This is a genomic window from Litorimonas sp. WD9-15, assembly GCF_050271975.1.
Lineage (GTDB): Bacteria > Pseudomonadota > Alphaproteobacteria > Caulobacterales > Maricaulaceae > Litorimonas.
In genome coordinates, this window is the sequence record NZ_CP189850.1 from 40,263 (window position 1) to 59,013 (window position 18,751).

General features: G+C 55.0%; 18 protein-coding genes. 9 read left to right on the forward strand and 9 right to left on the reverse strand.

Features of this window, described 5'->3' with window-relative positions; genetic code table 11:
* Positions 1-22: 22 nt before the first annotated feature.
* The 3 genes from ACP9M6_RS00210 to ACP9M6_RS00220 all read right to left on the reverse strand — a co-directional run bounded on the left by ACP9M6_RS00210 (position 23) and on the right by ACP9M6_RS00220 (position 3,261).
* Entirely contained in the window at positions 23-1,702 is a 1,680-nt protein-coding gene (locus ACP9M6_RS00210) for a stimulus-sensing domain-containing protein (RefSeq protein ID WP_427452372.1), read from the reverse strand.
* 260 nt (positions 1,703-1,962) lie between these two features.
* Positions 1,963-2,667, reverse strand: coding sequence for a response regulator transcription factor (locus ACP9M6_RS00215; protein WP_427452374.1), 705 nt, complete (start codon positions 2,665-2,667; stop codon positions 1,963-1,965).
* Positions 2,668-2,835: 168 nt separating this feature from the next.
* Positions 2,836-3,261, reverse strand: a complete 426-nt coding sequence (locus tag ACP9M6_RS00220; RefSeq protein WP_427452376.1) for a hypothetical protein — start codon at positions 3,259-3,261, stop codon at positions 2,836-2,838.
* Positions 3,262-3,458: 197 nt separating this feature from the next.
* Between ACP9M6_RS00220 and ACP9M6_RS00225 the strand changes: the two genes are divergently transcribed.
* Positions 3,459-3,764, forward strand: coding sequence for a YggT family protein (locus ACP9M6_RS00225; protein ID WP_427452378.1), 306 nt, complete (start codon positions 3,459-3,461; stop codon positions 3,762-3,764).
* Between the two features lie 9 nt (positions 3,765-3,773).
* Here the strand turns inward: ACP9M6_RS00225 and ACP9M6_RS00230 are convergent, their stop codons facing one another.
* Genes ACP9M6_RS00230 through hemC form a run of 4 tightly spaced genes read right to left on the reverse strand, consistent with a single transcriptional unit; the run spans position 3,774 to position 7,895 of the window.
* The gene (locus tag ACP9M6_RS00230; RefSeq protein ID WP_427452380.1) at positions 3,774-5,279 is read right to left on the reverse strand and encodes a heme biosynthesis protein HemY; all 1,506 of its coding nucleotides are present in this window, start codon (positions 5,277-5,279) and stop codon (positions 3,774-3,776) included.
* A complete protein-coding gene (locus ACP9M6_RS00235; RefSeq protein WP_427452382.1) occupies positions 5,276-6,304 on the reverse strand; it encodes a hypothetical protein in 1,029 nt (342 codons plus the stop codon). Before ACP9M6_RS00235 ends, ACP9M6_RS00230 begins: the two co-directional genes overlap by 4 nt.
* Before the next feature lie 9 nt (positions 6,305-6,313).
* Positions 6,314-6,970, reverse strand: a complete 657-nt coding sequence (locus ACP9M6_RS00240) for a uroporphyrinogen-III synthase (protein ID WP_427452384.1) — start codon at positions 6,968-6,970, stop codon at positions 6,314-6,316.
* Positions 6,963-7,895, reverse strand: coding sequence for a hydroxymethylbilane synthase (gene hemC / locus ACP9M6_RS00245; RefSeq protein WP_427452386.1), 933 nt, complete (start codon positions 7,893-7,895; stop codon positions 6,963-6,965). The genes ACP9M6_RS00240 and hemC overlap by 8 nt, the downstream gene beginning before the upstream one ends.
* 30 nt (positions 7,896-7,925) lie before the next feature.
* On the opposite strand from hemC, the gene tsaD reads away from it, so the two are divergent.
* The 3 genes from tsaD to ACP9M6_RS00260 all read left to right on the forward strand — a co-directional run bounded on the left by tsaD (position 7,926) and on the right by ACP9M6_RS00260 (position 11,529).
* The gene (gene tsaD / locus ACP9M6_RS00250) at positions 7,926-9,050 is read left to right on the forward strand and encodes a tRNA (adenosine(37)-N6)-threonylcarbamoyltransferase complex transferase subunit TsaD (RefSeq protein WP_427452388.1); all 1,125 of its coding nucleotides are present in this window, start codon (positions 7,926-7,928) and stop codon (positions 9,048-9,050) included.
* Positions 9,047-9,337, forward strand: a complete 291-nt coding sequence (locus tag ACP9M6_RS00255) for a YciI family protein (protein ID WP_427452390.1) — start codon at positions 9,047-9,049, stop codon at positions 9,335-9,337. The genes tsaD and ACP9M6_RS00255 overlap by 4 nt, the downstream gene beginning before the upstream one ends.
* Before the next feature lie 866 nt (positions 9,338-10,203).
* A complete protein-coding gene (locus ACP9M6_RS00260) occupies positions 10,204-11,529 on the forward strand; it encodes a cytochrome P450 (protein WP_427452392.1) in 1,326 nt (441 codons plus the stop codon).
* On the opposite strand, the gene ACP9M6_RS00265 is transcribed toward ACP9M6_RS00260, so the two are convergent.
* Both ACP9M6_RS00265 and ACP9M6_RS00270 read right to left on the reverse strand, forming a co-directional pair.
* The gene (locus ACP9M6_RS00265; RefSeq protein ID WP_427452394.1) at positions 11,510-11,968 is read right to left on the reverse strand and encodes a hypothetical protein; all 459 of its coding nucleotides are present in this window, start codon (positions 11,966-11,968) and stop codon (positions 11,510-11,512) included. The genes ACP9M6_RS00260 and ACP9M6_RS00265 overlap by 20 nt on opposite strands.
* Positions 11,961-14,828, reverse strand: a complete 2,868-nt coding sequence (locus ACP9M6_RS00270; protein WP_427452396.1) for a M16 family metallopeptidase — start codon at positions 14,826-14,828, stop codon at positions 11,961-11,963. Before ACP9M6_RS00270 ends, ACP9M6_RS00265 begins: the two co-directional genes overlap by 8 nt.
* Before the next feature lie 221 nt (positions 14,829-15,049).
* Between ACP9M6_RS00270 and ACP9M6_RS00275 the strand changes: the two genes are divergently transcribed.
* The 5 genes from ACP9M6_RS00275 to groL all read left to right on the forward strand — a co-directional run bounded on the left by ACP9M6_RS00275 (position 15,050) and on the right by groL (position 18,712).
* The gene (locus tag ACP9M6_RS00275) at positions 15,050-15,175 is read left to right on the forward strand and encodes a hypothetical protein (RefSeq protein ID WP_427452398.1); all 126 of its coding nucleotides are present in this window, start codon (positions 15,050-15,052) and stop codon (positions 15,173-15,175) included.
* On the forward strand, positions 15,168-15,917 hold the full coding sequence (locus tag ACP9M6_RS00280) for an HNH endonuclease (RefSeq protein WP_427452400.1): 750 nt from the start codon (positions 15,168-15,170) through the stop codon (positions 15,915-15,917). The genes ACP9M6_RS00275 and ACP9M6_RS00280 overlap by 8 nt, the downstream gene beginning before the upstream one ends.
* Positions 15,918-15,985: 68 nt before the next feature.
* Positions 15,986-16,411, forward strand: coding sequence for a DUF2177 family protein (locus ACP9M6_RS00285; RefSeq protein WP_427452402.1), 426 nt, complete (start codon positions 15,986-15,988; stop codon positions 16,409-16,411).
* Between the two features lie 145 nt (positions 16,412-16,556).
* The gene (locus tag ACP9M6_RS00290; RefSeq protein WP_427452404.1) at positions 16,557-16,844 is read left to right on the forward strand and encodes a co-chaperone GroES; all 288 of its coding nucleotides are present in this window, start codon (positions 16,557-16,559) and stop codon (positions 16,842-16,844) included.
* Between the two features lie 227 nt (positions 16,845-17,071).
* Positions 17,072-18,712, forward strand: coding sequence for a chaperonin GroEL (groL, locus tag ACP9M6_RS00295; RefSeq protein WP_427452406.1), 1,641 nt, complete (start codon positions 17,072-17,074; stop codon positions 18,710-18,712).
* Positions 18,713-18,751: the final 39 nt, after the last annotated feature.

Here is an 18,751-nt window from a genome sequence, read left to right on the forward strand (position 1 = left end):
AATTGCAGAAATTAAGTAGAAATTACGTCCGCTGCGCCGGTCTTTGGCGGGGAACATCGACGATAAATCGCGCGCCTTTGACCTCACCCGCATCATCTATCATATTTTGCGCCTGAATTGTGCCGCGATGGGCCTCAATAATTTGACGGCAAATGGCGAGGCCGAGACCGGAATGGCTGCCAAAACTCGCGCCCTTGGGCCGCTGGGTATAAAACCGTTCGAAAATTGTTTCCAGATTATCGGGCGGAATCCCCGGACCTTCATCCTCGACCGTGAAAATCACGCGCTTTTCTGCCTTACGCGCTGTCACGGTGACCTTGCCCTCGGCAGGGGAGAACGTCAGCGCATTGTCGATCAAATTACGCAGGACCTGTGCAAAGGGCGTTTCATAGGCGCGGATATATATGGGATTATCAGGTTCCAGAGTGCTGCCATTGACAACATCTGGTCCCGCACCGGAGCGGGTCTGTTGGTAGAACTCCACGATGTTTTCCGCGATTTCTGCGACATCCAATGTCATCGCCGTTTCCCGCGCGAGATTGGCATCAACTTTTGACGCCTTGGAAATATCGGTGATGAGGCGGTCCATCCGCGAGACATCCTGTTGTATAATATCAATCAATTTTTCTCGCTGTTCCGGCTTTTTGGCGACGCGCAGCGTGTCAGACGCAGACCGCAGGGAGGTGAGCGGATTCTTGATCTCATGCGCAACATCCGCTGCGAAATTCGCAATGTCGTCAATGCGCGTATATAGGCCTTCCGTCATATCCCGCAGGACGAGGGAGAGGTCCCCGATTTCGTCACGACGGTTAGACAAATCAGGAATGGCATCCCGTTTCTTGGCACTGCGCGTCACGATTTCTGCCGCCCGGGCGAGTTTTCGCATGGGAAGTGTGATGAACAGAGTCAGTGAGAGCGATGTCAGAAACATGGTCAGGAATGCGAGACCGATAATGGGCGCGAGCGCTTGTCTTTCGGCATTCACGATGGACGAGACATCATTACTCTCCACCGTGACAACGCCGAGGACGTTTTGCACGCGCTGCACAGGGCGGGAGACGGTGACGACTAAATTATCCTCCGCATCATAACGTGCGCCCATGACGGGTTCACCCTGAAGACCGGAGCGAACCTCCGCCGTCAGGTCCCGCCGAAAATTATCCCGATGACGTCTGGCCCAAGGCAGATTGTGGATCTTCTCTGCGAACCAGTTGCGGATGTTTTCGCGCCAGCGGTCCTGCCAAGGCGGTTCGACCTGTTCGGGGATAATCGGGTCCAGTGGCTCAATGGAGATCGTATCATCCAGACTTTCCGTATCTGCGACCAATGTTCCCGCGCGGTCATGCAGGCGAACCCGCCAGCCATTGGGCACATTCACGCCGCGCAAAACCTGTTTCGCGCCTTGGACATCCAATTCCGCCGTGCCGCCAAATCCCGTCGCCTGTTCACCAATTACGGTCGTAATCGTGGCGGCGAGCGAATTAATATTGTCAACTTTGGCTTCGATAAGACCTGTCTCAAACCGGTTCATCGCCAAGGCCCCGAAGACAAGGATAAGGAGACCGGAGAGGTTAGACAGAAAAATATTCCGCGTCAGGCGGGAGGTCCAAATCGACCGCCTCGGCCCGCGACGGCGGTCGAGCCGTTTCTTGCGCGAAAAACGTCGTGGCTTTTTTTCCGATGCGATTTCAGAGGCAGACATGCTCACGCTCTAGCAGTGGAATGTGGCGGGGTCTTGTCGGAAATCCAGAGTGGATAAAGAATAAGGTAGATGAGGTAAATCTCCTCTCCTTGGGGAGAGGACCGCAGCGCGAAGCGCATAGCGGGGTGAGGGGAAAACATGCGCGCCGTCAGGCGCTCCGGATAACGAGATTCAAGGATGCAGGCTATTGCCTGCGTATTCCCCTCACTCGACAGTTCGCTTCGCTCACGGCGACCTCTCCCGAAGGAGAGGTAGTTCAGTCAAGCCTCTTTATACTTATATCCCACACCATAGAGTGTTTCGATACCGTCAAAGCTCTTATCATTCTTGCGGAATTTTTTGCGCAAGCGTTTGATGTGGCTGTCAATCGTCCGGTCATCGACATAGATTTGGTCGTCGTAAGCGGCGTCCATGAGTTGATCGCGGGATTTCACGTAACCCGGGCGTTTGGCGAGGGCTTCCAAGATCAGGAATTCCGTGACTGTCAATCTAACAGCAGAGCCGTCCCACGAACAAGCATGACGGTTCGGGTCGAGGACCAGTTTCCCGCGACGGATGACTTTATCATCGCCTTCCTGCGGTTCGGGCAGTTCGACATTTGTCAGCTTCGCGCGGCGCAGGACGGCCTTGATCCGCTCTCCCAAGAGGCGCTGGGAAAACGGCTTCGTGATGTAATCATCCGCGCCCATATTAAAGCCAATCGCCTCGTCAAATTCGTCATCTTTTGACGTCAGGAATATCACGGGCAGGTTGGATGTCTGGCGCAAGCGGCGCAATAATTCCAAACCATCCATACGCGGCATCTTCACATCAAACACAGCGAGGTCCGGCGGCGAGGCTTTCAGCGCGGCTAAAGCGCTCACGCCGTCATGGAATTTCTTCACCTCGTATCCTTCGCTCTCCAAGAACATGGAAACCGATGTCAGGATGTTTTCATCATCATCGACGAGATAAATCTTTGGCATTTTTCGCTCCCCAGCGCGGCCCGCGACGTGACGCGGTGAATATTCGTTATTTCTGACTAGGCTCATCGTCTGCATGGCTCAACCCTTCTCCTTGATTTCTGGGGAAACCAATGCGGGACGATTTGGGCGTCCTTATGACGGGAACCTGCCTTAATGCAGGCTTATTGTTTAAAACGGGAGGGAGATTCCAGCCGCAGCCACCGTCGAACGCACATAGGTCGAACTGTCCAAAGACTGAACGGACGGTGCGCTGCTTGTGCGCGGTCCACGGTCATTAATATTATTCTCAAAACGCTGGAGCAGGATTTCCTCCATCACAGAAAATTTGATCGGACCGGAAATATTCAACGCAATGGGCTGTTCAGATACGGGATAATATTCACCGTCTTCATAAGTAGACAGCGAGGCTTGCGGCGTTTCCACAAATTCCATTTGCAGGAGCAGCGCATCCAAAGTGCGGGCATTCATTTCCGCGACCGTCTCGAATTTATTCATTTCAGCTATCTTTGCATCCATCGCTTGGGCAGTCAGGGGAGACAGAGTGGCGATAGCTGTTGCGGTCAGGATAAGGGCGGTTGTTTTCAAATGTGTCATGGTCTCTCTCTCGGTTTTGCCCGACTGTGTCGAGCTGTTGACCCTTAAGAGCATTTATTGACCGAACGGTACAGTAACGTTCTGTCACATCGGCGTGAGCTGTTTTGCTTTGGAAGTTTCCTGCAATGACACCATTTCGCGCCTTGCCGCGCCGCGAGTGGCTCCCTAGATAGTTCTTTCAATTAGGGAACGCCTTCATGTCTTTCGCACAATCTATCATCGCGATGTTCGTACAACCGATACTCTCGCTGATCCTTTTGGTCTTCTTTGCCTATGTGATCATCAGCTGGTTATTTACCCTGAATATCGTGTCCCCGAATAATCCGACAGCGCGGACAATTTATTCCATTTTAGCTAGTGTCGTGGAACCCATTGTTGCGCCCTTCCGGAAAATCATCCCGCCCCTCGGCAATTTTGACATGGGCTTCTTCTTCGCCGCCATGCTGCTTTACTGGGTGAGCCGCTACCTCATTCCGGGCGTCGTGATGCCCGCCCTCGCCTAAGCATTTTAATCAGCTCTTAGGTTTATCCAACAGGCTGTCTAATCTTTCTGCGAGGTCCTTGCCCTCAACGGGTTCAAGGATGGGGTCTTCAGTATCTATAATTGGCTCAATAGGCGCCTCTTCTTGCGGCTCAGGGTCTACTATTTCCGCCACGCCCGGCAGTCTCAGCGGCGCGCGTGCATCGAAACGGGGGTGAATTAACTCGCCCGTATCGCCGAATGAGAAGACTAGCCTCCGCCAATCCTGCGGCGAATAATCGAAACTCTCGCCCTCAGGGTCGAGGTCGGACCAATCCGCCTCGCGCGGGGCAGTGGCCGCGCGTTGCATCCAGAGGCGGGCATCCGTTGGATTATTGAGACGCCCTTCCGCCTGTGCCGCCAGCACACAGAGACGGGCAGACGGACCGATATCCTCTTTTGTCTCGGACCGCAGAAGCGGGCTGAGGATGGCCCAAGCCTGTACCGCGTCCTCTTTTCGCAGGTAATCTTCCGCCAGCATAATTTTGGTCTCGCGGTGGTCGGGATTGGCTTTGACCAGAGAACTCATCCGCTTCTCCCGTGTGCGATCATCCTCACCGTCCAGCAGATCGATAAAGGCCAGCGATAGGGCCGGATGCGGAGCCAGCGCCCAGCTTTTTTCCACCAGTTTTGCGCCGAGTTTAATTTCGCCTGATTGATTATAGAGCTTGGCGGCCAGCGCGACAGCGGGCGCAAATTCCGGCGCAAGCGACGCCGCTTTCACGGCAAGTTCCAAAGCGAGCGTATTATCGCCCGCATCATGTAAACGGTCCGCTTCCGCCGTATTCAGAACCGCGCGACGACGACGGGCGACGTTCTTGTCGACATGTTTGCGGGATTCGCCTGTATCCAGTGACTCTTCTGCCGCGAGCCAATCATGATTGGCGACTTCCGCTTTGAACAGCGTCTCGAAAGCCCATTTCGCATTCGGATTGGCGATATAGGCTTGGCGGGATTGTTCGATGGCACCGGCGAGATCACCCGTCGCGAGCTTATGCTGCGCCAATCCGCGTTGACCCGTCGCGCGGGTTTTTTCATTCTCCAGCATGGCTTCGTAATGACCGACCGCTTCCTCACTATCGCCGCAGGCTTCGGCGGAGAGCGCGGAGACGATACGTCCTAATTCCGTGCTGCCGATCAAGGCACGCGCCTTTTCCGCTTTTTTACGGGCCTTGGACACGTCGCCCTCTGCCCCTGCGAGAAGCGCTTCCTCCATCGCGTCCAGCGCACGATTGCGACGACGCAGTCCCACACCGGAGCGCACGCGGCGCGGTAATCGCCAGAGCCAGAGAAAGGCGGACCATAATCCGATCAGCGCAAGCGTTCCGAACACGCCCAGCAGAATGGCGAATTGCCAACTCATCTCTATGGGCGCAAAGGAGAGCGGGCCGGACGTGGCCGTCGACGCAATGGACAGCATAATATCATCCCCCACCCAGAGGAGGACGCCCGCGAGCACGGCGATAAAAGCCAGGATTGCAATCAAATATTTGGTCATTGTGCGGCCTTTATATTTGCCTGTTTGACGCTGTTATACCACGCCTGTCCGGCGGTGCGGACGGGTTCGGGTAGACGCTCATATTTATTCATGGCGAGATCAAGGCGTCCCTCTGTGATATCATTTGATATGCCGTCAATTAGGGTGCGTGGGTCGTCCTCATCCTTGACACGGATATGTTTCGAGAGCGTACGGGACATGAAGCCGCCTTCCGTCGTCTCTTCGACAGCTTTGATCAGGGCTGCTTTTGGGAAGGCGAGGACGGGGACAATTTCCGTTTCCGTCTGGGTTTTGACCACGGGACGGTTTTCCAGCGCCTCAATCCGTGCCATGAGATTATCCGGAATATCTGGCGTAGAAACTGTGAGAGATCGGTTTTCCAGTGCTTCCAGACGTGTCATTAAAGTGTCCGAACCTTCGGCCACAGGCGCAGTTCGATCCATCGCCTCCAATGCATCAATCCGGTCGGCCATAGCTAGCATCATATCCGGCATGACGTCAGATGATGTCTCAGTTTGGTTTTCCAGCGCCGCTAATCTGTCTTCTAACTCCGATACATCCGGCCATTGAAATCCATCCTCAGTCGCCGCCTTTAATGCCGTTAGGGTTTCCGGCGCGATCTCGGTTTGGGCACTGGCTTCTAAATCGGAGAGCCGCGCTTCCAGCGGTGAGAAATCGACGGGTGAGAGTTCCGGTGCAGGGCGATTAGCCGTCTGTTTAATCTTTGCTTCCGCAGATGACAGGCGGGTGTCGAAAGCCGTCATTTGCGAGGACATGGCCTGCTGCAACTCTGTTCTCAGAGCTTGCGCATCAAATGTCGGTGTGTCGGGCGTTTGGTTTTTAAGTCCGAAATAAACCGCCGCTGCACCGCCGCCTGTGCCGACTAATCCGGCCAATAATCCGGTCAGAATGACGGCTTTCCAACTCGCACCACGCTTGACGGGTGGCTCCACCTCTACGGGTTCCGGCGCAGGGTCCGGCGCGGGATCTTCGGGTTGATCGTCTACGAGGTCTTCATAATCCATGGACCTCATCTAGGGGGTCTGCACCGCCTTGACTAGGGCCGCTTCCGTCGGGCGGGTCGCAATATATCTGGCGTTCAGGGAGAGACCGTCCAATTCCGCGTTCGTCGCTTTACTGATGGAGACTGTCGTCAACGTCGAAACATCTCTTTCCCGCGCCAATTCAGCGAAAGTTTTTGCGGCTAATGGAGAATAGAGGGCAACGTGGCTGATGCGCTTTACCGGCCAAGTCGGGACGGGGGTCAATTCATAAGTGATGACCCGCGTCGCGTTATATCCTGCCGCCGCCAAATCCTCTGTAATCGTCCCCCGTACATGCCGACCTGAAATATGAATGAGAGTGCCATCCTTGTTCAAATTAGCTAGCACCCAGCGCGTAATATCAGCGGATGTTCCGTCGACAGAGACCACATCCCGAAACCCACTCGCCTCCGCGTGGGCTGCTGTCGCATCCCCCACACAGATCGCACGATGATCGGTTTGGGCCATATGGTCGACCCCGTTTTTCGCTGTGAAAATCAGGATGGCATTTTTCGGGATGGGGGAATAGGCGACAGGCATCACGTCCAGAAGTGCCAGGACCTCCGGCTCAAATCCGGCCTCAGCCCAAACCGACGCACTCTGCGCGGCGGCGGGTTGGGTCCGTGTGATCCAAATCGTCTTAGTCATCAAAGGTGATACGTCCGCCGACCTCATCCCGCACGGCCTCACCCATTTTGAAGCCTAGATCATAGGCGTCGAGCGTCTTTGAGACCTGACCTGAAACCGTCTGCGCCACGCGCAGGGATCCGTCCTTCGCCAGAATTTCGCCCCGCAAGGTCAATACATCCCCGTCCAGTGTCGCCAGTGCCGCAATCGGCGTCCGGCAATTCCCGTCCAGCGCACGCAGGAAGGCCCGTTCCGCCGTGATCGCCCATTCCGTCGCGCGGTCATTAAGGGGCGCTAGGATCTCGGTTAGGTCTTCCCGGTCGCGTTTTACCTCCACACCAATCGCCCCCTGCGCGGGGGCGGGCAACATCATGTCCACCTCTACAGCTTGTGTAATCCGGTTCTCTTGTTCCAATCGTCGCAACCCCGCACAGGCCAACATCGTTGCATCGCAGACACCGTCTTCCAATTTCCGCAAACGCGTCCCGACATTCCCGCGCAAGAGGCAGAATGTGAGATCGGGCCGCAGGACGGAAAGTTGTGCCCGCCGCCGTAAACTGGCCGAGCCAATGAGTGCGCCCTCGGGCAGCGCATCAATGCTGTCATATTTCACAGAAATAAACGCATCTCGTACATCGGCACGGGGCAGGATCGCGCGAATGACGAGGTCTTCGTGACCCACCGTCGGAACATCTTTCATCGAATGCACGGCCACATCGATACGTCCGTCCAGCAGCGCCAATTCCAATTCGCGGGTGAACAGTCCCTTCCCGCCGAAATACTTCAACTCGCCTTTTATCTGGTCACCTGTCGTCTGCAGGACTTTGATAATGACTTCTTGTTCGGTCCGCCCGGAGACTTCGCAAATCAACCGCTGAACCAGGTTCGCCTGATATAGCGCGAGCGGAGAGCCGCGCGTGCCGATAATAAGAGGTGGAGATTGCATAATCTGCTATGAGTCCTTAGGTCAGCGAACATGCCGAATGCCCCAAAACCAAATGTGAAACAAGACAGCCTTCTCGTGCTTGGGTTGGAATCCTCCTGCGACGAAACCGCCGCCAGTGTGCTGCGCCGTCATGCGGATGGGTCGATCGACCTCCTGTCCAATATCGTTGCCTCGCAAGACGAAGAACATCGCCCCTTTGGTGGGGTCGTACCGGAAATCGCGGCACGGGCCCATATGCGCAAATTAGACCCGATCATCGGCAAGGCGATTAAGACTGCCGGCGTGGACTGGAACGCGATTGACGGTATTGCGGCGACGGCCGGACCCGGCCTCATCGGCGGCGTGATTACAGGATTGATGGGCGCAAAAGGTCTCGCCATGTCGCTCGGCAAACCCCTGATCGCCGTCAATCATTTGGAAGGTCACGCGCTCTCCCCCCGCCTGACGGAAGAGTGCCCCTTCCCCTATCTCCTGCTCCTCGTCAGTGGCGGACATTCCCAACTCCTCTCCGTCAGGGGCCTCGGCGAATATGAACGGCTTGGCAGCACGGTCGATGACGCGGCGGGTGAAGCTTTCGATAAGACCGCCAAAGTCATGGGCCTCGGCTTTCCCGGCGGACCGCAAGTGCAGGCGTGGGCGGAACGCGGCAATCCGGAAGGCGTCAAACTCCCCCGCCCGATGATAGGTCGCGATCACGCGGACTTCTCATTCGCCGGATTAAAAACCGCCGTCGCCCGCGCCTGGGAAGCCAGTGATCAATCTGACACGGCGAAAGCCGATATCGCGGCCAGTTTCCAACGCGCCATAACCGACGCGATGATTGACCGCGTTGGCCGCGCCATGACCCTGTTCCGCAATGTTACGAGCGAACATGACCGCGCCCGTCTCGTCGTCGCGGGTGGTGTGGCGGCGAATACGGAATTGCGGGCGAGTCTGAAACAAATTGCGGAAGCGCGGAATTTCGATTTCATCGCCCCGCCCCTCAAGTTCTGCGGCGACAATGCCGCGATGATCGCACTGGCCGGGGCCGAACGTCTCGCGGCGGGACTGATTGATGATTACAACGCCCCCGCCCGTCCACGCTGGCCTTTGGACGGCGAGGCCGCGAAATCCGCCCCGAAATCCGGTTACGGCAAGAAAGGCCCGAAATCATGAGCCACTTCCTCATCTACACCGAAGACAAACCGGACAGCTTGCAGATCCGGCAGGAAAACCGCGCGGCGCATCTGGATTGGGTCCGCAATGACCCAAAGGTGACGCTTCTGTCCGCCGGACCTTGGCTGGACGACGCAGGCGATATGCGCGGCAGCTTGCTGATTGTCGGCTCGGACAGTTTGAAAACAGTAGAAGACTGGCTGGCCCAAGACCCGTATGGCAAAGCCGGATTGACGGGCTTTAAGCGTGTGCGCGCGTTTAATTGGCTCATCGGTGCGCCGGATTGAGAGGCAGAGCAAGCAGCGAAATTTCGTAATGACCTAAACTCCAATCTTCCCTCGATGTCATCCCGCACTTGATGCGGGACCTATCGGCTGTGCTTTCGAACCTGCGTTCATAAACGACAGGCCCCGCATCAAGTGCGGGGTGACAAGAGTTTTTAACGGTGCTTAGAAAGATAATCCTCGGTTATGCGAGTTTTGAAAGCGTGAATTGAGTTATAAAATTCCAAACTATTCTCGTGATTTAGTCCCGGAATAAACGGGGATTGGGTTTTATTTCAAAAACTGCGTCCACACCCCCTGAGAGTTGTGTCATTTTTACGGTGTCTTCTTTCAAAGGGCAGTCAAGCGTACGTTGGCTGGTGCAATTCTGTTTGATGAGGTGTCAAAAATTTGGTGAAGCTTACCCATTTTTCGACGCTTTATTTAAAAAACAGAAATGCACGACTGGAAAGGAGCGGTGCTTGTCATTGGAGCGGAAGGGTTAACGTCCTCGAGCTTGGGTGGCCTATCGAGAGCTGATCGTTCCCCGACTGAATGGTTCGGCCGTTAGTGCAAAAAGGCGCCGCCGCGTGGGCCCGTTGGGGTTCGAAAACTTAGCTTTAACTCTGGTTTGCGACCAGAACCCTGAATACCCACGCGGACATCCCGTTTTTACATAAAGCGAAACGGAGACACTAAGAGATACAGGAGCTTAAATGTTCCGAGGCGCGGAACGCCCGCAATCGACCCGGTGAGTCGATTGCAGTATCGCGCCGAAACGCTTGCGCGGTACTGTGCGGTGCGGTTCATAATCATTTCTCATCATGCAAAGCTGAAGGCTTGCGATGGAGGGTGTCCGCGTTAAACATGACGGGATATTGGAGACTTGCATGGCCCTCGACCTCGTTAGCGAAACTTACACCCCCGATGCCGGAGAGGGCCCGCCATCTTCTGCGCCCATTCATGATTTCAAACCGCCGCTAGACCTGACCAAGTCCGGGAATTTCACGGCGGGGCAACCTTTCGACGCCTTTAAAGCCATGCGCGAGGCCGCCCCGATTGCGTGGCATTCCATGAGTGGCAGCGCGGGGTTTTGGGCGCTGACCTCTTATGAGCTCGTCCGCAAAGCCAATCTCGACACGACAACCTTTTCATCTCAACGCGGCGGTATTCTGGCCGCCTATATGGATGAAGCGCGGCGTCATCCGCAATTGCACCGCGCATCGCTCGACACGATGATCTGCTTGGACGCGCCGCATCACATGTCGCTGCGACGCGAGCATATGGCCTATTTCACACCAGGATATGTGAAGCGTCTGCGCGAGAAGGTGGAAGCCTATGTTGCGACATTAATGGACGATCTTGCAGCGGCGTGCGCGGACGGTCCCGTCGATCTCGTCTCTACCGTCAGCGAGAAACTCCCCCTTTTCACACTCTGCGAAATTCTCGGCATTCCGGAAGATGACCGCCCGAAGATCGCGGAATGGATGCAGATGCTGGAAATGGCGCAATATACGTTGGAGCAGCAGGAACTGGGTGATGTTGACCCCGCGATGATCATGACATTCCTGACCGAAGTCGCGGCCCTATTCGATTACGGGCAGAAAATCCTAAAAGACCGCCGCGAAAATCCGCGCGAAGACTTGCTCTCCGCGATTGCGAATGCGGAGATTGACGGCGCGAAATTGCCCGATGAATATCTGGATGGATCATGGCTCCTCATCGTCTTTGCGGGCAATGATACGACGCGGAATTCGATCTCCGGCACGATGCGATTACTGAAAGAGTTTCCGGAGGCCAAGGCCGAATTAATTGCGGACCCCGAATTAATTCCAAACATGACGCATGAGGCTATCCGCATGGTTAGTCCCGTCATGTATATGCGCCGCACGGCGACGACGAATACCGAGTTGGGCGGACAGCCGATTGCGGAAGGCGACAAGGTTCTGATGTTTTACGGCGCGGCAAACCGTGACCCGTCTGTTTTCGAAAATCCTGATGTGTTCGATATTCGCCGCACCAATGCGAAAGACCATCTGGCGTTCGGAATTGGGCCGCATGTCTGCCTCGGCCAACGGGTCGCGAATATGCAATTAGATGTCGTCTATCGCCAAATTTTAGCGCGGTTCCCGAACATCGAATGGACGGGGGAGCAGGAAATCCTGCCGAATAGTTTCACGCATTCGATTGGCAAGCTTATGGTGACGCTGGATTGAGAACAGCGTCCGCGCAGGTGGCAACAAGTTTGTTCAAACTGTCCTGAACCAATCTTCCGCCGTCCGCTTCCAACTCTCTGAGAAGCGGCGCGTCTTTGACGGTTTCCGGCTCAGACAAGCGGCATTTCACTGTTTGCTTGTTTGTCTGAATATCGGCCTCAAGCAAAACGCGGTAACGAGTCCAGTCTCGGTCGAAATAGCTGACGCCCCATTTTCTCAAATCAACGGCAGCATTCGGAAGAGCCGTTTCCAACGCGGCCTGAGGCAAGGTCACAACGCCCTTTGACAATAAATCATCTGCCGCAGAATTTCTGGCTTTGCCACCATACCAACCCTGCTGCCCGCGCAGTGACGTCTCATAAACGAACCCGTCCGGTAGATCGGCGGTCGCGCATCCGCTCAGGCACAAAGCCGCACAAAATAGGAGGGTTCTATTCAACGGGTTCGCCGTATATATCTAGTTCCACAACGTCGCCTTTACCCGTTGTGTCGGCAAAGTCTTGGACGGGACCAAACTGAGTATCCTTGTCCCCGACGACGACATAGATCATCTCGGATTCATTCAAATATTCTTCCGCAATCCGTTTGAAATCCGCCTCTGTCATCTCGACCAATTCCGCCTGTTCCTCCTCGACATAAGTCGTGGACAGGCCGTAGCGTCCGATATTGCGAAGAGTGCCGAGTTTCGCGCCGAGGCTCTCGAATGCCCGCGTGTTTTCTTTAATTAATTTCTGCTGCGTCGTCTCGACGGCGGCTTCGTCAAATTCAGGGCCGTAAGCGCGGACCATATCGCGGATGGTCTCGAGCGAGGCCTGTGTCGCGTTTGCACGCACGCTTGTCCCGATAGTGAAAGGCCGTGCAACCGTCCCGTTTGGCACAGACGAATAAGCGCCGTAAGTATAGCCCTTCTCAATCCGCAGGACCTGCGCCAGATCGCCGGAAATCCCGCCACCGAGTTTTTCATTCGTGAAGACGATTTTATTGAAATCCGCGTCGCCCGTCGCCGCGGTCAGCTTTCCGATTCGCAGCACGGATTGTTTGGATCCCGGCACATTAATGAAGAAAACTTTTCCCGCATTATCCTGTCTTGGCATATAATATTCGGGGCGAGCTGCGCCGGAAGGTGACACCGCTTCGGCGAGCATCGCCAGACCCTTTGCCGCGCGGTCCGCATCAATATCGCCAACAATGTTTAGACGCGCTGGCGCGGTCAGGACGGTCGTATGGGCGGTTTTCAAATCGTCCATCTCCAAAGGCGAAACACTCTCGGCACTTCCGCTTACCGGACGCCCCAAAGGATGTTCATCGCCATAGATCAAGCCGTTGTAAGCCTGTGTCGCGATCGCATTCGGATTGGCCTCGCGACCTTTAATGCTTGTCAGGGCCGCAGATTTTACGCGGTCAAAATCAGCGGTTTCCCAACGCGGTTCCGTCAGAATTTCTTCGACGAGTTCCACGGTCGCCTCAAAATTCCGTGCGAGGGTCGTCGCCGATATTATCAATTCTTCCGAGTTGGCGGAGACATTAATCCCGGAGCCGAGCAAGCCCACGGCCTGCTCCAACTCGCCAGCGCTCTTGGTCGCCGTGCCTTCATTCATCAACTCCGCCAGTAGGAAGAGCCGTCCGTTCTCCTCAGCACTCTCGGTCCAGCGTCCGCCGGGCAAGGTGATGTCAAATTGCACGAGCGGAATTTCATCCGTCTCAATCCCGCGCAATGTGACGCCATTCGTCAGTTCCCGGTCCCAAATCTCAGGCATTTTCAGGAGGGGCAGTTCGCCGAAGGGCGGCTCGGAGCGATCATGCTTGGTCGGGGTTTTCTCAAACTCCGCGACCTCGCCCGCGCTGACCTCTTCATTGGCAGCGATGCCGGAGGTGACTTCCTCTATCCAGACGGTGGCGCGCTCGGCGCCTTCAACGGCTAATTCAGTCTGACCCTTCGGGACAAAGCTCGTCATGACATAGTTCTGACCCTTGATATATTTATCATAGGCTGCCTCAATCTGCTCCGCTGTCACCGCACGAACTTTCTCCGCAACTTTGGCGGAATAGGCCGGATCACCCGCAAATTCATTGCTCGTCGCGAGGTCGTTGGATTTCCCCAACACGGTCGAGAGTGAGTTATAGAGTATGGTTTCCTGCTCGGCCTTGATCCGTTCAAGATCTGTTGCATTCACGCCCTCGGCTTCGAATTTTGCCATCGCCGCCTCAATGGACGCTTTCACATCGTCCAAATCCGTGCCTGCATTGGCCCGCACGCGAATGGTGAACTCGCCCGCGATTTGGTTGGCGCGGTGGAAGGCGGAGACATTGGGCGCGAGTTTGGCCTTATCCACGACCTCGACATAGAGCGCGGAATTCCGGCTGCCACCCAGAATACTCGCGAGCATATCCAGCGCCTGCTCCTCCTCGTGCAGGCTCTCCACCGTTGGAAAGGTCAGGCGCAGTTCCGGCAATTTCGCAAAATTATCCTCGAACCAGAGATTCTTCGTCTCAGTCAGTGTCACGGGTTGGGGCGCAGGTTTTTCGACCTCCCGCCCGCGCGGGATTTCGCCGAACCAGAGCTCCACCTTCTCCTTCGTCTCGGCGATATCAATATCGCCCACGATGGAGAGCGTCACATTATTCGGGCCGTACCAGTCCGAGTGAAACTCACGCAAATCCTCCAGCGTCGCGGCCTGCAAATCCGGCAGCGAGCCAATCACCGTCCAGCTATAGGGATGACCTTCGGGATAGAGCGCGGTGCGGATGACCTCGCCCGTATAACCATAGGCGGCATTGTCGACACGCTGGCGTTTCTCATTTTTCACGACCTGTTTTTCGCGCTCCAGTGCGGCGGTCGTGACCGTGTTAATCATGTAACCGAGGCGGTCGGAGTCGATCCAGAGGATCTTATCAAAGGCATCCTTCGGCACGACCTCGTAATAGATCGTTCCATCCGACCACGTGCCGCCATTGCGCTGCCCGCCCCAATCCGGGATCGCTTTGCGGTTCCAGCCGCGCGGCACGTTCTCGCTGTCATTAAAAGCCATATGCTCAAAGAAATGCGCAAAGCCCGTCCGCCCCGGCTTCTCCCGGTTCGATCCCGCATGAATAACCGTCGTCACCGCCACGATGGGATCAGAGCGGTCCACTTGGAGGATAACGTCGAGCCCATTGTCGAGCGTAAATTTTTCATAGTCGATGGAGAGGGCCGTAGCCTCAGCCGTCGCGGGCACTTCGGACGAAGATGTCCCCACCTCCCCGCATCCGGCAAAAATAAAAGCCGTGGCACCGGCCAGCAAAAACGCGCGTAACGTCATGAGGGTCTCCTTTGGGTTTCTGAGAAATCATAGTGGGTATTTCAAATGGAACCAATGGATTCTATTTAGAAAAAAAGATTATGTTTTTATTTATCGCCTCATCAATCTCTCTGCTATGAGAAAGCATGCCGACAAGAGTAAAATCAAAAAAGTGTTTTCCAGACTGGTATCACCAATTGGACCTAATCTGCACAAAACTATATCTCATCAATACCCACGACATGGGATTCGATTCTGATGAGTTAGAAAAATTTTGGCAGCAAAATTCGACTCCTGCGGAAATGGCCGAACACTTTGGAACAAAGTATAATTTGACGCTTGTTGAAGAAGTCATGCTTCGTGGCTAACCCCCCTCGCAGAAATTGGACAAGGCCCGAGCAAATTAGGGCATTAGAACTCTACTTACGAACTCCATTTGGACGTATCCACAGGGGAAACCACGAAATAATAAAGCTCGCTAAATCAATTGGTCGCACCCCAAGTGCGCTTTCTTTAAAAATGGCAAATTTTGCAGCACTCGACCCAACCATACACCAAAAAGGAATGGGCAATTTCAGTAAATCTGACGGTGAGATATGGGCCGAATTTTTCGCAGCTCCATCTTCCTTTCTCTCGAAGTTACCGGATTTGGAGCCAATATACGAACAAACACCGTTACCGACTGATAGATTTGTTCATGAGTTGCGAGAAGGCGTGGATGTAGAGAGGACTGTTAAAACACGTAAAAACCAAAACTACTTTCGAGAAATGCTGTTCGCGTCTTACGATGGGAAATGTGCGCTAACACATATCGCTCAGCCAGAACTCCTAAATGCTAGTCATATAAAACCTTGGGCCACCGACATCGAAGCGCGGCTCGACCCTAGAAACGGAATACTTCTAAACGCATTACATGACCGTGCTTTCGATAGAGGCCTAATAACATTTGAGGATGATTTGAGCCTAGTTGTTTCCAAGCATATAGACCTGCCAGAAATATCTCGCCCATTTTTCGAAGGGAAGTCTCTCATTCGTCCCAGTCGCTTCGCGCCAGACCCAGCTTTTTTAGCTTTCCATCGTGACAATGAATTCGAAAAATTTTTAAGGTGATGTCGGAGCAAACTCTGCCCGTTTCCCCTTAGTTGCAACCACTTGGCGGGTTACAGCGTACCTACTCCATGACCCACACCCTCCCCTTCTCCACGCTCCTCCTCTGTTACGGCCTGACCGTTATCGCGTTTTTCGTGATTGACATGATCTGGCTCGCGGGCGTTGCTAAGTCTTTTTATGCCAATCAGCTTGGCGGCCTTATGGCTGACAGCCCGCGTTGGGGTGTCGCGATTGCGTTTTACCTCGTCTATATTATCGGGATTGTTTTCTTTGCGAGCCGTTTTGGTTTGGCAGACGGGTCGGTCCTGACGGCGGCGCTTTACGGGGCGGCGTTCGGGTTTTTCTGCTATGCGACCTATGACCTGACGAACCTGGCGACACTCAAGGGCTGGCCACCGAAAATGGTTCTGGTCGATATCGTCTGGGGTACGGTCCTGACGGGGTCCTGCGCCGCGATTGGGGTTTGGGGCACGCAGTTGATCCTTGGGAAGTAGCCCGCCCGCGCTTCAACAAAAATTCATAAAGATTCTTTGCGCGACGGGTTGAAGACTCCTCCGCGCCTCATCATATGACGCTCACTGGCACTCTCCCTGCGTGAGTGCCAAGTTGTATTTTAACTCAAGAGAAGAGAGAAGACGCATGAAATTTCGTCCCCTCCACGACCGCGTCCTTGTAGAGCGCGTCAAAGAAGACACAAAGACAGCCGGCGGGATCATCATCCCGGACACGGCCACCGAAAAACCCTCCGAAGGCAAAGTCATCGCAACAGGCCCCGGCACGCGCGGCGACGACGGCAAGCTCAATGCACTCGACGTCAAAAAAGGCGACAAAGTCCTGTTCGGCAAATGGGGTGGCACTGAGGTGAAGATTGATGGGAAAGATCTTCTCATTATGAAAGAGTCGGACATTATGGGCGTCATTGGATAGTCGGATAAATTTGCAAAGCAAATTTTTCGACAACCGGGCGCAGCTTTTGTTTGCATAGCAAACAATTGCGAGCACCGGCCCGAACCCTCGATTACAGTGCAAGGGGTAACGCAACCGGTTGATTTTTTGCAGTGCAAAAATCGACTGAAGCGCGAAACCCCAAATCACAAAACAAATGAAACTCCCGATTAAATTCGGGACGCAAAAATTCAACTAGGAGAATTACTATGGCGGCTAAAGACGTCAAATTCGGTAGCGAAGCCCGCGCCAAAATGCTCGAAGGCGTGGACATCCTCGCCAACGCAGTGAAAGTCACACTCGGCCCAAAAGGCCGCAACGTGGTCATCGAGAAATCCTTCGGCGCACCGCGCACGACCAAAGACGGCGTGTCCGTCGCGAAGGAAATCGAGCTGGAAGATAAGTTCCAGAATCTCGGCGCGATGATGCTCCGCGAAGTGTCCTCCAAGACCAATGACAAAGCCGGTGACGGCACAACGACGGCGACTGTCCTCGCCCAAGCCATCGTCCGCGAAGGCCTGAAACGCGTGGCTGCGGGTATGAACCCGATGGACCTCAAACGCGGGATCGACAAAGCGTCCTCCGAGATCGCAACAGACCTCCTCGCCAAGGCGAAGAAAATCTCCAAGTCATCCGAAATCGCACAGGTCGGGACGATCTCTGCCAATGGCGAGTCCGCGATCGGTGAGATGATCGCAGAAGCCATGGGCAAAGTCGGCAATGAAGGCGTCATCACAGTCGAAGAAGGCAAAACTGCCGAGACTGAGCTGGACGTCGTTGAAGGCATGCAGTTTGACCGCGGTTACCTGTCGCCCTACTTCATCACAGATGCCGAGAAAATGCGCGTCGAGATGGACGATCCCTACATCCTGCTGAATGAGGGCAAGCTGACATCGCTGCAGAGCATGTTGCCCATCCTCGAAGCGGTTGTGCAAACGGGCAAGCCGCTCCTCATCATCGCGGAAGACATTGAAGGCGAAGCGCTCGCGACTCTCGTCGTCAACAAACTCCGTGGCGGATTGAAAATCGCAGCGGTCAAGGCCCCCGGCTTTGGCGATCGTCGCAAGGCGATGTTGCAAGACCTGTCCATCCTGACGGGCGGTACGGTTATCAGTGAAGATCTCGGCATCAAGCTCGAGAATGTCACACTGAAAGATCTCGGCACGGCCAAACATGTCCACATCACGAAGGACGACACAGTCGTCGTCGACGGTGCGGGCAAGAAGAAAGACATCAAAGCCCGCGTCGAGCAAATCCGCGCACAGGCCGAGGCGACCTCTTCTGACTATGACCGTGAAAAGCTGCAAGAGCGTCTGGCGAAACTCGCCGGTGGTGTTGCCGTGATCAAGGTCGGTGGATCGACAGAGATCGAAGTGAAAGAGCGCAAGGACCGCGTCGATGACGCCCTGAACGCCACACGTGCCGCCGTCGAAGAAGGTATCGTGCCGGGTGGTGGTACAGCCCTCCTCCGCGCGTCACGCTTTATCGATGTCAAAGGTCTGAATGATGACGAGCAAGCCGGTATCGAGATCGTGAAAGCGGCTCTGCAATATCCGGTCCGTCAAATCGCGGATAATGCCGGTGTCGAAGGCGCCGTCGTTGTTGGAGCCATCATTTCCGAAAACAAGGCGAATTTCGGCTATGACGCCCAGAACGACAAATATGTCGACATGGTCAAGGAAGGCATCATCGACCCCGTCAAAGTCGTCCGCACGGCCCTGATGGACGCCGCCTCTGTCGCAGGTCTCATCCTGACAACGGAAGCCGCAATCGTCGACGCGCCAAAGAAGGATAGCGGACCCGCTATGCCGGACATGGGTGGAATGGGCGGTATGGGAGGCATGATGTAGTTCGTGAGATTTGGTCCACTGGACCAAATCGCCGAACTA

Excerpts from the sequence above, each read along its gene's own strand:
- ACP9M6_RS00210 (WP_427452372.1), bottom strand. The coding sequence starts at position 1,702 with ATGTCTGCCTCTGAAATCGCATCGGAAAAAAAGCCACGACGTTTTTCG.
- ACP9M6_RS00215 (WP_427452374.1), bottom strand. The coding sequence starts at position 2,667 with ATGCCAAAGATTTATCTCGTCGATGATGATGAAAACATCCTGACATCG.
- ACP9M6_RS00220 (WP_427452376.1), bottom strand. The coding sequence starts at position 3,261 with ATGACACATTTGAAAACAACCGCCCTTATCCTGACCGCAACAGCTATC.
- ACP9M6_RS00225 (WP_427452378.1), top strand. The coding sequence starts at position 3,459 with ATGTCTTTCGCACAATCTATCATCGCGATGTTCGTACAACCGATACTC.
- ACP9M6_RS00230 (WP_427452380.1), bottom strand. The coding sequence starts at position 5,279 with ATGACCAAATATTTGATTGCAATCCTGGCTTTTATCGCCGTGCTCGCG.
- ACP9M6_RS00235 (WP_427452382.1), bottom strand. The coding sequence starts at position 6,304 with ATGGATTATGAAGACCTCGTAGACGATCAACCCGAAGATCCCGCGCCG.
- ACP9M6_RS00240 (WP_427452384.1), bottom strand. The coding sequence starts at position 6,970 with ATGACTAAGACGATTTGGATCACACGGACCCAACCCGCCGCCGCGCAG.
- hemC (WP_427452386.1), bottom strand. The coding sequence starts at position 7,895 with ATGCAATCTCCACCTCTTATTATCGGCACGCGCGGCTCTCCGCTCGCG.
- tsaD (WP_427452388.1), top strand. The coding sequence starts at position 7,926 with ATGCCGAATGCCCCAAAACCAAATGTGAAACAAGACAGCCTTCTCGTG.
- ACP9M6_RS00255 (WP_427452390.1), top strand. The coding sequence starts at position 9,047 with ATGAGCCACTTCCTCATCTACACCGAAGACAAACCGGACAGCTTGCAG.
- ACP9M6_RS00260 (WP_427452392.1), top strand. The coding sequence starts at position 10,204 with ATGGCCCTCGACCTCGTTAGCGAAACTTACACCCCCGATGCCGGAGAG.
- ACP9M6_RS00270 (WP_427452396.1), bottom strand. The coding sequence starts at position 14,828 with ATGACGTTACGCGCGTTTTTGCTGGCCGGTGCCACGGCTTTTATTTTT.
- ACP9M6_RS00275 (WP_427452398.1), top strand. The coding sequence starts at position 15,050 with ATGGGATTCGATTCTGATGAGTTAGAAAAATTTTGGCAGCAAAATTCG.
- ACP9M6_RS00285 (WP_427452402.1), top strand. The coding sequence starts at position 15,986 with ATGACCCACACCCTCCCCTTCTCCACGCTCCTCCTCTGTTACGGCCTG.
- ACP9M6_RS00290 (WP_427452404.1), top strand. The coding sequence starts at position 16,557 with ATGAAATTTCGTCCCCTCCACGACCGCGTCCTTGTAGAGCGCGTCAAA.
- groL (WP_427452406.1), top strand. The coding sequence starts at position 17,072 with ATGGCGGCTAAAGACGTCAAATTCGGTAGCGAAGCCCGCGCCAAAATG.